We start from the raw sequence: 14,101 nt of genomic DNA on the forward strand, positions 1-14,101 counted from the left end.
CTAACTCGATTTGTCCTTTTCCGTTTGACATCTTTTCAGTATGAAGACGTCTAAAATTAAAAACTTCTCGCTAATACCGACTTCTTGGTATTACCTCCCTAAGATTCCCATAACTGCTGTATTTACGTTAGAGTGATAAATGGAGAAAAGCACTACTTCTGCTGTTCCCACTGTGCCGACAAATTTGAGGCCAGGTTAAAACGAAAGACCCAGTAATAATTAATAGGCTACGGAGCGGCAGGTTTCGCTTCGCTTATTGAGGTAAATGAACTGGGAATTAAGTCGGTTTTAATAGGTTATGGCCCTATTGGAGGTACTTGCGTAAACGTAGGTTGCGTTCCTTCAAAGAGATTACTCCATTTGGGAGAAAAGGGAGGAGATTTTTTCTCATCTTTTGAGGACACAAGACAGTTCGTAAGGAAGGCTAGAAAAGAGAAATACGAGGACGTCCTCATTTATTATGACGTGGAATTAATAGAAGGTAAGGCTCACTTTATTTCTCCTCATGAGGTAAAAGTTGGAGATAAAGTAATAGAAGGTAAGAAATTCATTATAGCTACCGGGTCTCCTCCTTTTATCCCAGAAATTCCGGGATTAAAAGACTTGGAGTACTGGACTAACGTTGAGGCTCTAAACCCTGATGGGAAAATCTCCTCTTTAGTAATTATAGGCGGTAGGGCTGAGGCATTGGAGTTTTCTCAAATGTACAGAAATTTCGGCGTTGAAGTGGCGATCCTTCAGAGGAGTAAAACTCTTATCCCAGATTGGGAGCTGGAGATCTCTCGAGATACAGAGAGTGTTAGAAGAGGAAGGAATTTACGTAATCACAACGTTAAGGTTAAGAAGGTAAAGTGGGGAGAAAGTGACAAGCTAGTAATTACGAACATGGGAGACATAGAAGCTGATTAGATCCTCATAGCTGCCGGAAGGAAACCTAACGTCGATTTGAATTTATCCTCAGCCGGAGTAGAACTAAACGAGAAGGGAGGAATAAAAGTGAATGACGAGCTTCAGACTACTAACCCTAACATTTAAGCTGCAGGTGACGTAATAGAAGATAAGATGTTGGAAGCCTTAGCTGGTTATGAGGGAACTATAGCAGTGAGGAATGCAATTAAGGGAGAGCATAAGAAGATTGACTTCCTTAGTGTTCCTCAAGTGATATTTACTCGTCCAAATTTGACAAGAGTGGGGCTTAATTCCTTTGATAGGGATTTTGATAGTAGAACTGTAAAGATGAAGGACATTGTAAAGGCTCAAATAATTGATGCAGAGAAGGGTCTAATAAAGATGGTAGTGGAGAGGCTCAAAGAGGATAATGGGAGTTCATGTAATGGCCGAGAACGGTGCAGAATTCATAGGCCAAGCAGCATTGGCAATAAAGCATAGGATGACGATAGATGATATTATAGGTACAGTTCACGTGTTTCCTACAGTGGCAGAATCGTTAAGGATAGTCGCTTTAGCGTTTTATAAGGATGCGGAAAAGTTAAGTTGTTGCGTTTAATCAAGTATATGTTCGAAACAACTTAAAATACTTTTTATAGGGATAAAATAACTTCGATTTAGTGTAGAAATTCCTAGTTAGAGAAAATCATAAAATATGGCTTTTTTAAGTTATACGGAGTAAATTAAATTATGGAAGAGAAGTTATCTTCGCCTAAGATCGATAGAAAAGCTTACATAAGAGCTAGGATTTTAGAAACGTTAGATGATATTGACGTAGGAATAAACATGTGGCTTGCGGGAAGGACTAGGAATTCTGCTGGGAAAATATTTAATGCAGTTAAAGCTTTGTTATCAGCTTTAGTAACTAAAAACTTAGATAAACTATCGGCTAAAGACGAGTGGTATGCAAAAAGAGGTTATACTGCACCTACTCATGCATTAAAAGGCATTTCCATTGACCTGGCAAAGTTAGGCTATCGGGACGTTGAGAATATAACTAATTTAGCTTTTCTCCTTCACGATTATCAATATAATGGTTTTGATCCAGATTTTTCTAAATATAAAAATAAGGAAGAAGTATTGCACGATATAATTACGCTAGCGAGAGGCATTTTAGACGATATAAAGAAGGAGTGGTTTAAAGAGGAGTGGGATGAAAAGCTAGACGTTTTATATAGCATAGTTACGTCCGATTTAGAGAGAATGGAGAAAAACTCCGTAAAATAATCCTGTAAGCTAACTTGCATGAGAGAGTAACGCTACTTGCTGTTTATCTTTTCATTCAAGTCATATCATTTCGAGCTTAGAAGTTTTTATCTATAATTCTAATGTTTAAATATATGTGGTTAAAGCAACAATCCATAATATAAAGTCGAAGTTGAAGAAATAAGATCCTTGTATTATTCGATTTCATAAATAATTCCTATGTAGCCGAAGTCTAGAAAATCTATAAAAAATTCTGTAAGTCTCCTATTCACCTTTAAGAAGTCCAGAACCTAAAATTTTAGGGAAACCTTTCTTGTTAAGGTATTTCGCCTCAATTGCCATTGCCTCTTTCAACCTTGGAAAGGATAAAGAGTGATGATATCTAAGGATAGGGGATAGCATAGCGTTAAAATTAATTGAAAATAGCCTTTTAGTACCGCAAACCTTCTCCTGAATTTCAAGGTATTTCCTTAATATCTTTCAGTAACTCGTTAGTGAAAACTACTTTGAATTCCAGTTCATAGACTTCCATCTCTTTTCCCTTACCGTTAAAAGTTATTTCTATTTCATTCTGAAAATTTCCCAAATCCTTGATCTTAACTTCACCTTTCCCTTCAGCGTTCATTTTAACTTGACTTTCCAATATTTTCGAAGAAGCTGATAGAAAGACCTTTTTAAAGGACAGCCTGTTAAACAGTTTTAATCTAATGAATTTATAGTTTCCAGATGAGGTTACGCTTTCGGTATATTTTTCCTCGGAATTAAAGGAAATGACATATTGGATTGCTTTTGATGCTGATGATAATCTTTCCTCAATCTCTTCCTGTTTCATTTTACTTTCCTTAGAAAGTAACTTAATTAATGAAGCATCCATGAGTATATAATTTTTTTGAAGTTAGAAAAGTTTAACAAGAGTTATTAGTCAATAAAATCTTCTCGCAGTTTCTAAAGAGTACAAAGGTCTGAAAATACTTTAATTTCAGAACATCTAAATTTCATTCGTGGAGGAGTTAATTAAAAAGGCTGAGGAAGAAGGAATTGATGTTGAGGATATTATAATAAACGCTATTAGGAATAAAAGCGAAGATCCGTCAATTTCAATAAAGTTGAGAATTGAAATCGCCGAAAAATACATTAATGAAGCAAAGAAATATCTTGAAAACGGAGATATAACTCAAGCCTCGGAGAAGGCATATAAGTCTGCAGAAGAGGTAATAAAGGCACTAGGTGAGAAGCTTAATACTAAAGAATACCAGTTAGCAACTAAGGAAGGCAGGTGGTTTACTTATTATTTATCGTCTGTAGCTTCGTTAACGGAATGGAGTAGAAAGGGTTGGTCTTCAGCTTATATTCTTCACGTTTGGGGATTTCATGAAGGTAAATTAGATATAGATACCGTAAAACGTTATATTACAGACGTTGAAGAAATGGTTGATAAGGCTAAGAAGGAACTCCTAAAAGTATAAATTCCTCCTAACTAATCACATATGACAGTTAATCAGGCTGAAATTGAGGAGATACGCAGAGACTGTGATGCTTCTACGTAACTACTCGTTATTTTTAATTACTCCTAAATATCGTTTTTACAAGTTGTTTTTATATAGTATTACCAAAGTGGTTTTTATTGATGATCCCCCTAACTGATGACGGTCACTGCTCATGAGGATGGGAGTGATAAAAGTGTGGACGGGAGAGTAGTGGTGTTTCTCTCGACCAGCCCCAATGGGTGACTGTGTATGATCCCTTAAGAGGGGTGCCCTTGGTGGAATTAAAAGTAAGGAAAAGTTACGCCACGGGTAAACACATTTGCGGTGAACTAGTTAGAGTGTGTACGTCAGGTCTAAAGGGGGGTCAGACTTTCATTGAGGTTTCATGAATTTGTATTCAACCTCTCGTCCTCATTCCCCTTATTTCACTCCCCGTGCCGTCTACGGGAGCGGTAGTTAAACCACTCCCTTCAAGGACATAGGGAGCCTCATCGAACTCATCCTCCCCCTCACATTGCTCATCGAGTTCACTGTAGGGCTCTCTTCTACATGATAGTATGTAACTACAAAATTTATAAACTCTCATGAGAAGAGCTAGGAATGTTAAATAATATCAAATGACATAAAATTCACGACTTATCGTAAACTTTTGACGACGGCGAACAAGACACCCGTTAACAATTAGTACAGCGTTTTCCAAAAAGCGTAAATATGCAATCAAGTTGAGTAACCGAGAATAACTGAACCGTGGGCAATCCCTTTAATGAGCTCAAGGTCACTATTTAGACCCTCTCTTCCATTATCATCCTATATAACTCGTACATGTTTACCTCACTGACCTCTTCTATTTCACTACCGGAGTTTACCATTTCCTTAACAATTTCACTAATTTTCCCGTCGTACTTGACCAAAAACTTACCACCACCGTACGCCCTGATAATTTTCACTCCTTGAGGAAAGCTCTTAATGTTACCTTTAATATACACTAAGTTCTTTCTCAGTTCCTCTAGTTTGTTGTCCATTATGATTCTGCCATCCTTAATGAAAATTATCCTTGTAGCGAAAATCGGTAAATCAGAGATGTCGTGTGTAGAATATATTATTATCCTACCCTCTTTAATCAAATTTATCTTATCGTATAACATCAACCTGAAGTTTACGTCTAAATTCGCTGTAGGTTCGTCTAGTATCAGAATTTTCGGGTTTTGGAGAAACACTCTGTAAAGGCTTAGGAGTTTCTTCTGTCCGCTACTCAACTTCTCGACCTTCATTTGGGCAGAAAGAGGAATGTCGATAGGCTGAGAGGACTCACCGTAGATTTCAGACCAGAATTTGATGAACTCCCCTACCGTGAGAGTAGTTGGCGGTGAATATTCAGCAGGCATATAGCCTATAAGTTTCCTCACCTTCTCCCCTTCTTTGGAGTAGAGGTCTATTCCGTCAACCTCTACCCTACCCTTAATCGGTCTCAAAACTCCGGCTAAACCTCTTAAAAGTGTGGTTTTCCCGGCACCGTTCGGTCCCACTAATGCGACGACCTCGTTCTCGTTCAACGTTAACGAACTTACTGTAACTATTGTCCTTCCACGGTAGCCGATCTCGGCATCTATGACACTCACTTTCACATACTCAATAACTTTATTCTAGTTATTTAAACGTTCCTTTAAAGACGATTACGGACTTGTAAGTTGAAATGAACGACTAACCGTCAGCGACTGAGTCGTGAAGATGGAAAAGATGAAGAAAATTTACGAACGAGGGTGAAAGAAGAGGACTTTTAAATTACGACGGTAAAGTTACGGTCTGTTATGGGCGTATGATAAATGCAATGAGGAGAAATGGCTCGAGAGTATCGGTAGTATAGAGAGAGTCTGAGTGAGATAACTATTGAAATACACGACGTGCCCCCATCTAGTTCACTCATTCCGAAAGACCTCAAATACTAGCTAAAAGTAGACGATAAACCAGAAATAAAGTAGCTTACGCAGACGTGTTATTTAGTAATAATGAGGTCCAGGCTAGAAACTACAAGAACTAAATACAAATATGAGATAACTTACTATTAGATGAGGTGTTGATGAAGTTATCAATTGACCCCGTTCTTAAGGTGTTCATTGAGAGAGCTTACTTGGAAAATTATGAAAGAAATTTTTACAACGTGATGACTTTAGTTTCTGGAGTTATAGTTTTAATTATCGTTTTTTCGCTCTTCCTCCTCCCTTCTAACGACCTCAACATGCCTAGTAACCCGGCACTATACTCGAGGATATTATACGAAACTTACGGAATCTCTTTACCCCCGTCTAAGGCTGTCGTAGTACTCGCGTTAATACCAATTATCATATTCCTCCCTTCGTTATTTACTTTAATTTTATCCTCTTCTATTCCTTACTATTTTCTTTATAATCTTAGGATGAACAGCGAAATCGAAATATTTCTGAGTTACCTGGGAGGACCGAAAAGGGTATTTTCAATAATTACGAAAGCTTCACTAATATTCACCTTGCTCTATTACATGATTTATTACGGGGTAACGACGGTCTTAATCCTCCTATTTATCCCTGTTCTTCTCAGTTCAATTCAGTTCTTAATACTGTTCTACATAGGCGGACTTGTGATAATCTTGCTGACATTACTGTTAATAATAATACTCAGTTTGAAATTCCCGTCACTGTCAAAGCCCTCCACGTCTTTCGGAAGAAGCGTACCACCGTCGTTAGCTATAGCTTCTCTAGTAAGTGTCGCAGAGTTAGTACTTTTTGAAATAATAAACGCTATGTTCGTATCCTACTCACAAATTACGACATTACTTATCATAGGCTTTAACTCGTCTATCGTGCTAATCTTAGCAGTGTTGTTCATGAAATTCCGAGGTAGCGTTACAGCAGAGGATTTCATAAGCAGGTAATAAGGTTCTCTTCCTAAATTAGGACGAGTTAAATTAGGACGAGTCCTGCTCTAACTTTTGAGTCATATTGCTAAAGATAATGAGCCATACACGGGAATAACTGAAGTTTGTGAACGGGAAAGAAATCACGTGATGACACATCACGCCTTCACTCACAATCAAACCTATTCGTAACGTTTATTACACCTTTAGGATTATAATATTACGTGATAAAGGAACCTTACGCTACTTTACTCAATAACATGCTTAAAATAATGAAGGAGGAGTTCAAAGACGACTTAATTTCAGTTGTAGTTTACGGAAGTGTTGCTAGGGGTGATAATAGAAACGATAGTGATGTTGACTTGCTAATAATTATGAAAAACCTTCCTAAAGACAGCATGCTTAAGAGGATAAGACTATTTGAGACAAAAGTAGAGGATAAGCTGAACTTAGACGAGTACTGGAAGATGGGGTATTACATATCGCTTTCACCCGTGCTAAAAACACCGGAAGAGGCTGAAAAATTCTCTCCACTATATTTAGATATGGTTTATGATGCCGTAATACTCTACGACAGAAATTACTTCTTCACAAGAATATTGCAGAAGTTAAGGGATAGGCTAAAGGAATTAGGTGCTGAAAGGGTTAGGATAGGTAAGAAGTGGTATTGGGTGCTTAAGAAGGACTCAAGATTTGGTGAAACGGTTGAATTTTGACCAATTCGCATATTCTTATATTTCACAAGCTGAGGAAAGAATAAACTTAGCTAAGGTAGAGAATGAAAGGAAGAAGTATAATATTGTAGTGAGATTGTGTCAAGAGGCTGTAGAGTTATCACTTAAAGCCTGCCTTAGGCTTGTTAACATAGAACCTCCTAAATTTTACGATGTAGGTCCTATATTGAAAAACAATGCTGACAAATTCCCCCAGTGGTTTAAAGAGAAAATAGATCTTTTCGTTTCGTATTCTAGGTCTTTAAGGAAAGAAAGAGAGCTTTCCATGTACGGTGATGAGGAATCTAACACTCCACCGGAGTTACTGTATTCTGAATATGATTCACATCAAGCGTTAAAGATGGCTGAAGAAGTATTGGACTATGCTAAGAAATTATATGAGGAGAAAAGAAATAGATAGTTTCTACAAAAGTGGTTATTCGATTTAATGTCACTTGTCCCAATAATAGAGTGTACAAGAGTTTGGCCTCCATAATGACTAATAGTCAACCGGCTGATCTGACTTTCTTCCCGCCATAGAAGGGTTCCCTTCCAAAGTGGCTCATCATTCTCGCCATCGGCTCGGACTACATTTGGTGAGCAGTCGAGATGTGCAGAGAACCAAACTCCTTTACATTTTAAAGTACCTGAGGGATTAGTATCCTACGTATCGAGAAAAGGGCTTCTTTATTGCTGGCTCTCTTTATTAAATTTAGTGTCAAGGGAATATATTGTTTACCCATTGACTAAGCATACATCTTTTTCACGTGTTAGAGAGTAAAGCTAAACACAAATGTTCTACCCCATTTTCTCTACATTTTTTAAGAAAATACTCTTCGTTAAAGTCATTACGAGCTTTGGAATACTTTATGACGTCCTTAGCTTTTAGGACGTCTTTCACCCCCCTCTGTTTAGAAGATATTACGTAAAGTACTGCTAAATCTTCCGGTGAAGTTATGTAAATCCTTCCAACACCTTTGATTACGGCCTGCCTCCTCTTAGAGAGGAACTCTTTGGTTATGTTATACCCTGGAGGTTTAACTAAGTCAACCTTTATATCGTCGATAATCATTACGTATTGCCAATGTCCTACGTCATTGGGAGTTATTTTATATTGTGAAGATATATACTCGATCAATTCCGCTAACCTCTCATAATCATCTAAATCTACCAAGAAGTCTATATCCAAGGTCGTCTCAGGCGGTGCATAAAAGTTCCTTGCAAACCTACCTATAAGTGCGTAATCCGGGTAGAACCTCTCTATTAGTCTCACCGCTTTTCTGAAAGCGTTTTTGTATTTCCATTCGATCTCCAAAATTCAACACCCAAGCTTAATGAAAGTAAGACGTACTCGACCTTGGTCATATTCGTTTCCCTATCTAAGTAATAGTTTAAGTAATCCCTTACCTCGTTGTCGCTAACCTTATATTCTCTCGCAATCGTAAACAGCTCTTCCCATTTCTTTAACCCCTCTTTTCTTCCTAGGTAATACCTCTTTGGTCTTTTACTTAATTTGTCCCACATTGTCACGTAAATGTAATCTCCTTTAACTTGGATTTTCATTACTAAAATATACTATGAATTCATAGTATATATGCATTCATAAACGATTAAAGCTTAACCACATATTTCGGAGAGTAAGCCAGCACGTGAAAATCACCCATGACGGAATATTATATCGGGAGTCCTGTAGTCTAGGGGGATTTTAGTAAAAGAAATTAATACAAATAGAGACTGAGATAAGATAGGTTTTAAAGTTACTTTTTCTTATTTTTAGGAAGTGTAGGGATTATCATCTAAATGTCAACCATCATCTTTAGGATAATGAACTTACGAAAGTTCTAGAAGATATCGAGATAGCAAGGAATTGTTAGTATAGTATTAATGATGTTAACAACGACCCTCACCAAGTATGTTGAACTTAACAGAAGTTTCATTGGCATTACAATATAACCTTAATCAGATAAGAGAAGTAGTAGTACAAAATATAATATTGGAAGGTTAAAAAGGAACGAAAAAACTGGCATCTCTGATAAGTTCCCTATTAAAAAAGTAGGAATTGAAATAAAATCTCATTAGTTTTTCTAATAAGTAATCCCGGTCTAACTAGTTAATTAATATTTAAGGTATGGAATTACAAGCTTCCACTCTACAAATTTTATGTTTACTTCAATTTTTACATTTTTATAATATATTAAGTATTACTTCAGACTGTGTAATACGTCATAAGATTAAGCTCGTTAATCTCCTCCAGAAAATATTGTATAACTATATCCCCCGTCTCGATAACGAAAAGATATTTTACAATTACTTCAATACAATTTATATAAATTATTTATAAACAATACTCTAACCTTTACAATTCGATATTATGATCACTAGTGGAAAGTATTAGAAAAAGCTTATAAATACTAAAAGCATAAATATATTAAAAATATGAGATTTCTAGATAAATAGTCCTAACCCACTTAATTTATATTACTTGATAAAAAAAGTATATTCACAATAAATTCTATTTAAGGTATAAATATCTCGTAGCTTAACTCTGAATACAATATCATGCATTCATGATTTATTGATCTGCTCTTGAGTATAAGGACTTTTAGAAAGATGTAATTGACGTTTATAACAACGTGAGACCGCTCTACGGGAGGAAAGATAAGGCTTATATTAGGAAGAGAATAGAAAGTAACTTGAGAAATTATTCATTTACAGTATAAGCCTGAATTATTATATAATTTTTAAGGAAATTAGACTCTTTAAATTACAACCTTAATTAACTATAAATACCTCTTAAACGTAAAGGCTTATTATGAAAACTTCTGAGATATTAAGGGAAAAAGTAAGAGAACTATGGGAAAAATACGTTAAACATGAATTCGTCAAGCAAATGAGGGACGGTACCCTACCGTTAGAGTCCTTCCGTTATTATTTAATTCAGGATTCTAAGTACGTAGAGGTAATGTTAAAGAGTCTAATGAGGGCCTCCTCATTTGCACCTACTAACCAGGCTACTAAAGTCCTATCCTCTATACTTTCAACGAGGGACAAGGGAATGGAAGTACACAACTATCTCTTGGATAAGCTAAACATAACTCACGAGGAAATAATGAGGACTGGATATAACTTAGCAAATTATGTATACACTCGTCACTTGTATTATTACTCTACTAAAGGTTGGAAGGAGTTTTTATCAGCTTGGTCTCCTTGCATGTGGGGTTATTATGAAGTGGGAAAGTTTGTTATAGAGTCCCCAAACCAACTGTATTCTAAATGGGCTGAGTTTTATGCTTCAGAGGACTATAAAAGAAGGGTTGATGCGATCCTTGAAGCTTTAAACTCATATGAGTTTAACGAAAACTTGCTAAAACCTTTTTCTGCAAGTGTTAGGTTTGAAATACTGTTTTGGGACTATTCCTTAAGGAGGGAAGAGACACCTTTTTACGAGATCACGTAGTTTTGGTTAAGCCTATTTCCTCACCACCCTAGAAAGGCTAGGGTTTCCCTCATCTATTCAGAGTTCCATGTATAAAACTATTCTTCATTAATACACGATACACCAGTTCTTTTTTAATTAGAGCTAAAAACTTACCGCGTAAAGATTTAGCTCTTAAGTGATTATGGGTTTTTAAGACAAGACGTAAATTAAGAAGTTAAATTCACGTAAAACTTCATGGTGATTATGACTTCACTTAAGAAAAAGCTTAATAAAAAGAAGTCAAGAAAAACACGTGGCTGTTAAGTTTTACTATCATGAATTAAAGCTTTTCATAGTCTCTGTCCTCTCGTTCCTAACAATACATTATTCAACAACTTTTTACATAACATTGCCGTATATACATAACCTACCTTATCGTGAGGTGATAGACGTAATCGTAAATCTTGTGGTCTATTCTTTCGTTCTGTCCTTACTGACTTATAAGCTCTTTAGGGGGAACGAACTTGGAAAATACTACATCATCTGGTTCTGGTCTATATTCCTTAACTACTACTTTTTTGGTGTTTCCCTCTATTTCCCTTTTCATCTAGGTATATTTACCGGTGTAACGTCTGCTTTATTATACTCCATCCCGCCATCACTAACAATGTCCGCAGTAAGGATCAAGAATAAGGCTTTTACTGGGTCTTTACCTACTCATCAATTATGGGCTGGTACAGTAATGTTCGCTTCACTGTTTTTACTCTCCCTTTATACTGGGATAATTATTAATACCTTTATTTATGGTGCACTAGCTGGGCTTTTACTGTCTTTCATAGCTGTGGGGACTAGGCAGACCATGATAAATCTTTCATTAATACCTTTATTCATTATAGCCCTTTATTATTCTGGCGACTCAATATATCACGTAACTCCTCTTACTCTCTTACTTGTTTTCGGGAGTTCTCTCCTTATCTTCTGGGTATCTATGAAGCCAGCACTCATGGTCAATCGCTTCACGGGTGAGGTTACTCCATTAGGAGTAGTATCTTCTATTTCTTTATCGTTATTCTTTCCCATATTAGTTCTAGCTTTGTGGTTTGTAACACGGATTGTAACTGTAGCATTTAAGCACAGTGATTACATTTCGCCCCTCACGTTGTCAACGATCCCTATAATCTTCTTACCTACTGTGATAAGTAGCACCGTAACGGACTATTTTAGGGGAAAAGAGCTTAATAAGATAACAAGGTATTACGGCGGTGAACCAGGGACAGGGATAATTGGCGGAGTAGGTCTTGCCGACGGTTTATGGCTAGACTTAATAGGGGTTCTGACATACTACTTAACGGTACTTAGATTCGGGTTCCTTGACGGCACCATACTTTATGTGGTAATAATAGTCCCAGCTATTGCAATTCTCTTGAGTTTTGCTTAGCTGAGTTTTCCTCCCAACCGGAGGGGCGAGGCTTTTTAACCTTTTGTAATTAGAGTATTACAGTGATTAGTTAAGCCAAAGAGGAAATAGTTTGCTAGAAGGGGTGTTAGGATGAGTAGTAAGAAATTAGGCATGCTAGGGAAAATGATAATGAGTCTAGTCGAATCTGCAGTATCTCCAGAAGCTAAAGAAAAAGCTATTAATATGACATCTGGAACAAAAACCGACGTTGTTTTGTCCCTAAGACTGTAACTCTTTTACGTAACTACTCACTACCTTTAATTACTTCTTATCCCATCGAGAGAGTGTCCTAAGCGCAAATAATTAAATAAATCTATGTACAAGTTTATAGATAATTATTGAAAAGTAAAGAAAATTAGCTGAGAAATTTTATGAGTATTTACAAGAGCTTAAGGACGATCCAGAAAATTACACCATAATATGGTATCAAGAAGTTAAGTTAGAAGATGTATAGAAAATAAAACGGGAAGATAATCCCATGTTTTTAGCCCTTGAAGGGAATAAGGTTGTTAGATCATTGCAAGTTATAAGAGGCAAATATTTTGGCATTGCTAGACAAAATCATGTTAGCGAATTGGCTTATTCAGTATCTAAGGAGTTCAGAGGGAAAGGATTAATTTATGCACCATTCTCAGACGCTTTAGAAAACGTGAAGTTAAAAATAATAACAGTTTAGGTTGATGAGAGGAACATAAGGTCCCAGAAGCTTTTAGAGAAATTAAACTTTGCCGAACTAGGTAAAATTAACGAGTTCATATACTCCTTGAGAAATGGATTTATATAAACTTATTATTTTATGTAGGGAACGAGCATTATGTACTAAAAAGAGCCAAAGAAGAGTTAGAAAGAAGGGGATTAAATATTTAGATAGTTAAGCTTAATTATTGGTAATTCGATTATTTTTTGGTAAAAGATGGAGAAAGTGGTAATAAAGAGAGTTGACAGCCAAGGAAGGATAGTTATACCAAAAGAATGGAGAGACAAGTTTAACACCGATGAGTTCATCCTAGTTCTAAAAGACGATAGGATTGAGCTTTACCCCCGTGCTTCAAACTTAACAAAACTTATTGATAGCATAGATGTTGAAGAATTGCCAAGTGATTGGCATGAGCTTAAACGTAAAGTTTATAGATTCTAACGTGTTCATTTATGCAATACTTAAACCAAAACGTTCAGTCAATGAAAAGATTAAGAAAATGAAAGAGAAAGCAAAGGAAATACTGGCAAAAATTGATAACGGGGAGGAAAAAGTTCTAACTACTGTAGTCCACATCTCTAAATCGCTAACGTAATTGAGAGTTTATCTAACCTCACAACCTCAATTAAGGTTATTGAAAACATAATTAACAATGAGAATATTATCATAAAACAAGTCACAGTACAAGATTATACTGAAGCTGTTAAAATAGCCGATGAGGAAAACGTTAGCATTAATGATGCTCTGGCTTATGTTGTAATGATGAATAACGGTATTAACGAGATTTACACTTTTGATGAAAAACATTTTAAGAAATTAAATGTGAAGATTTTGTGAATATCTGTAATATTTTTATGTAATTATTCATCATTTTTAATTATTTCTAATCTCCGTTAATGTGATAAGGTAAGCTAAAGTATGGGAACGTATTTCAACTCAACTACAAAAGTTTTATATTATAATACTGAACCTTGTATAGCATTTATTGGGAAAATCTTTGCAGTTTGAGGGATGCTTGAAAACTTTTTAAAAACATCCCTAGAGTGTTCAATGAAGTTCTTCATCTTCTTGGTGTACACTACAAAGTGATTAATTAACCTGAATTATTATTCTCCTTGATAGAAGACGGTGCTTCTTTAGCGAAGTTTTCGGCCCCATAAATCTCCCTTAATTTTCCTCAAACACAGTGTATTACCTCCACGTATTAATTATGAACCTTTTCTCATAAATACTTCGCATTTGGTAAAAAGGTTTAATTTTAAGGTGCAAAAAAACTATCATTA

The 14,101-nt window shown here is 36.0% G+C and carries 19 protein-coding genes and 1 pseudogene; 15 read left to right on the forward strand and 5 right to left on the reverse strand.

The genetic code is table 11. The features are described from left to right. The first annotated feature begins 276 nt into the window (after positions 1-276). The 4 genes and pseudogenes from WIW72_RS13225 (at position 277) to WIW72_RS04515 (ending at position 2,175) form a co-directional block, all read left to right on the forward strand. Positions 277-1,035, forward strand: a pseudogene (locus tag WIW72_RS13225) (FAD-dependent oxidoreductase). Positions 1,036-1,062: 27 nt separating this feature from the next. After that, on the forward strand, positions 1,063-1,389 hold the full coding sequence (locus WIW72_RS13230; RefSeq protein WP_443294827.1) for a hypothetical protein: 327 nt from the start codon (positions 1,063-1,065) through the stop codon (positions 1,387-1,389). After that, positions 1,334-1,507 (forward strand): hypothetical protein, encoded by a 174-nt coding sequence (locus WIW72_RS13235; RefSeq protein WP_443294828.1) that lies wholly within the window; start codon positions 1,334-1,336, stop codon positions 1,505-1,507. The genes WIW72_RS13230 and WIW72_RS13235 overlap by 56 nt, the downstream gene beginning before the upstream one ends. 131 nt (positions 1,508-1,638) lie before the next feature. Next, entirely contained in the window at positions 1,639-2,175 is a 537-nt protein-coding gene (locus tag WIW72_RS04515; RefSeq protein ID WP_337701715.1) for a PaREP1 family protein, read from the forward strand. A gap of 436 nt (positions 2,176-2,611) precedes the next feature. Here WIW72_RS04515 and WIW72_RS04520 read toward each other — a convergent pair whose 3' ends face one another. Further along, a complete protein-coding gene (locus WIW72_RS04520; RefSeq protein ID WP_337701719.1) occupies positions 2,612-3,028 on the reverse strand; it encodes a hypothetical protein in 417 nt (138 codons plus the stop codon). A 127-nt stretch (positions 3,029-3,155) separates the two neighbouring features. Here WIW72_RS04520 and WIW72_RS04525 point away from each other — a divergent pair, with 127 nt between their 5' ends. After that, positions 3,156-3,620, forward strand: coding sequence for a PaREP1 family protein (locus tag WIW72_RS04525; RefSeq protein ID WP_337701721.1), 465 nt, complete (start codon positions 3,156-3,158; stop codon positions 3,618-3,620). Between the two features lie 418 nt (positions 3,621-4,038). Here WIW72_RS04525 and WIW72_RS04530 read toward each other — a convergent pair whose 3' ends face one another. Then, positions 4,039-4,227, reverse strand: a complete 189-nt coding sequence (locus tag WIW72_RS04530; RefSeq protein WP_337701724.1) for a hypothetical protein — start codon at positions 4,225-4,227, stop codon at positions 4,039-4,041. Positions 4,228-4,423: 196 nt separating this feature from the next. Beyond that, positions 4,424-5,266: an ABC transporter ATP-binding protein gene (locus WIW72_RS04535; RefSeq protein WP_337701726.1), complete on the reverse strand. Its 843-nt coding sequence runs from the start codon at positions 5,264-5,266 to the stop codon at positions 4,424-4,426. Positions 5,267-5,718: 452 nt separating this feature from the next. On the opposite strand from WIW72_RS04535, the gene WIW72_RS04540 reads away from it, so the two are divergent. From WIW72_RS04540 to WIW72_RS04550, 3 genes are all read left to right on the forward strand, one after another. Further along, on the forward strand, positions 5,719-6,549 hold the full coding sequence (locus WIW72_RS04540) for a hypothetical protein (protein ID WP_337701728.1): 831 nt from the start codon (positions 5,719-5,721) through the stop codon (positions 6,547-6,549). 206 nt (positions 6,550-6,755) lie between these two features. Further along, a complete protein-coding gene (locus WIW72_RS04545; RefSeq protein ID WP_337701730.1) occupies positions 6,756-7,247 on the forward strand; it encodes a nucleotidyltransferase domain-containing protein in 492 nt (163 codons plus the stop codon). Continuing rightward, positions 7,237-7,665 carry a HEPN domain-containing protein gene (locus WIW72_RS04550; protein ID WP_337701732.1) on the forward strand — a complete coding sequence of 143 codons (429 nt, stop codon included), beginning with the start codon at positions 7,237-7,239 and terminating at the stop codon, positions 7,663-7,665. Before WIW72_RS04545 ends, WIW72_RS04550 begins: the two co-directional genes overlap by 11 nt. Positions 7,666-8,007: 342 nt before the next feature. Here WIW72_RS04550 and WIW72_RS04555 read toward each other — a convergent pair whose 3' ends face one another. Together WIW72_RS04555 and WIW72_RS04560 are read right to left on the reverse strand one after the other, a co-directional pair. Further along, positions 8,008-8,559, reverse strand: coding sequence for a hypothetical protein (locus WIW72_RS04555; protein WP_337701734.1), 552 nt, complete (start codon positions 8,557-8,559; stop codon positions 8,008-8,010). Continuing rightward, positions 8,514-8,807, reverse strand: a complete 294-nt coding sequence (locus WIW72_RS04560; RefSeq protein ID WP_337701736.1) for a hypothetical protein — start codon at positions 8,805-8,807, stop codon at positions 8,514-8,516. The genes WIW72_RS04555 and WIW72_RS04560 overlap by 46 nt, the downstream gene beginning before the upstream one ends. Positions 8,808-10,056: 1,249 nt before the next feature. Between WIW72_RS04560 and WIW72_RS04565 the strand changes: the two genes are divergently transcribed. The 7 genes from WIW72_RS04565 (at position 10,057) to WIW72_RS04595 (ending at position 13,655) form a co-directional block, all read left to right on the forward strand. Then, positions 10,057-10,701, forward strand: coding sequence for a TenA family protein (locus tag WIW72_RS04565; protein ID WP_337701738.1), 645 nt, complete (start codon positions 10,057-10,059; stop codon positions 10,699-10,701). Positions 10,702-10,975: 274 nt separating this feature from the next. After that, a complete protein-coding gene (locus WIW72_RS04570; RefSeq protein ID WP_337701740.1) occupies positions 10,976-12,100 on the forward strand; it encodes a hypothetical protein in 1,125 nt (374 codons plus the stop codon). Positions 12,101-12,211: 111 nt separating this feature from the next. Continuing rightward, positions 12,212-12,352, forward strand: a complete 141-nt coding sequence (locus WIW72_RS04575; RefSeq protein ID WP_337701742.1) for a hypothetical protein — start codon at positions 12,212-12,214, stop codon at positions 12,350-12,352. A 247-nt stretch (positions 12,353-12,599) separates the two neighbouring features. Then, entirely contained in the window at positions 12,600-12,797 is a 198-nt protein-coding gene (locus WIW72_RS04580) for a hypothetical protein (RefSeq protein WP_337701743.1), read from the forward strand. 237 nt (positions 12,798-13,034) lie between these two features. Further along, positions 13,035-13,259, forward strand: a complete 225-nt coding sequence (locus WIW72_RS04585; protein ID WP_337701746.1) for an AbrB/MazE/SpoVT family DNA-binding domain-containing protein — start codon at positions 13,035-13,037, stop codon at positions 13,257-13,259. Next, on the forward strand, positions 13,228-13,413 hold the full coding sequence (locus WIW72_RS04590) for a hypothetical protein (protein WP_337701749.1): 186 nt from the start codon (positions 13,228-13,230) through the stop codon (positions 13,411-13,413). Before WIW72_RS04585 ends, WIW72_RS04590 begins: the two co-directional genes overlap by 32 nt. A 71-nt stretch (positions 13,414-13,484) precedes the next feature. Then, on the forward strand, positions 13,485-13,655 hold the full coding sequence (locus WIW72_RS04595) for a type II toxin-antitoxin system VapC family toxin (protein ID WP_337701848.1): 171 nt from the start codon (positions 13,485-13,487) through the stop codon (positions 13,653-13,655). Positions 13,656-14,101: the final 446 nt, after the last annotated feature.

The organism is Stygiolobus sp. CP859M (assembly GCF_037389975.1).
Taxonomy (GTDB): domain Archaea; phylum Thermoproteota; class Thermoprotei_A; order Sulfolobales; family Sulfolobaceae; genus Stygiolobus.

Bases quoted from the DNA above. Each gene is read 5' to 3' on its own strand.
- WIW72_RS13230 (WP_443294827.1), top strand. From the start codon at position 1,063: ATGTTGGAAGCCTTAGCTGGTTATGAGGGAACTATAGCAGTGAGGAAT.
- WIW72_RS13235 (WP_443294828.1), top strand. From the start codon at position 1,334: ATGGCCGAGAACGGTGCAGAATTCATAGGCCAAGCAGCATTGGCAATA.
- WIW72_RS04515 (WP_337701715.1), top strand. From the start codon at position 1,639: ATGGAAGAGAAGTTATCTTCGCCTAAGATCGATAGAAAAGCTTACATA.
- WIW72_RS04520 (WP_337701719.1), bottom strand. From the start codon at position 3,028: ATGGATGCTTCATTAATTAAGTTACTTTCTAAGGAAAGTAAAATGAAA.
- WIW72_RS04530 (WP_337701724.1), bottom strand. From the start codon at position 4,227: ATGAGAGTTTATAAATTTTGTAGTTACATACTATCATGTAGAAGAGAG.
- WIW72_RS04540 (WP_337701728.1), top strand. From the start codon at position 5,719: ATGAAGTTATCAATTGACCCCGTTCTTAAGGTGTTCATTGAGAGAGCT.
- WIW72_RS04560 (WP_337701736.1), bottom strand. From the start codon at position 8,807: ATGAAAATCCAAGTTAAAGGAGATTACATTTACGTGACAATGTGGGAC.
- WIW72_RS04565 (WP_337701738.1), top strand. From the start codon at position 10,057: ATGAAAACTTCTGAGATATTAAGGGAAAAAGTAAGAGAACTATGGGAA.
- WIW72_RS04575 (WP_337701742.1), top strand. From the start codon at position 12,212: ATGAGTAGTAAGAAATTAGGCATGCTAGGGAAAATGATAATGAGTCTA.
- WIW72_RS04580 (WP_337701743.1), top strand. From the start codon at position 12,600: ATGTTTTTAGCCCTTGAAGGGAATAAGGTTGTTAGATCATTGCAAGTT.
- WIW72_RS04585 (WP_337701746.1), top strand. From the start codon at position 13,035: ATGGAGAAAGTGGTAATAAAGAGAGTTGACAGCCAAGGAAGGATAGTT.
- WIW72_RS04590 (WP_337701749.1), top strand. From the start codon at position 13,228: ATGAGCTTAAACGTAAAGTTTATAGATTCTAACGTGTTCATTTATGCA.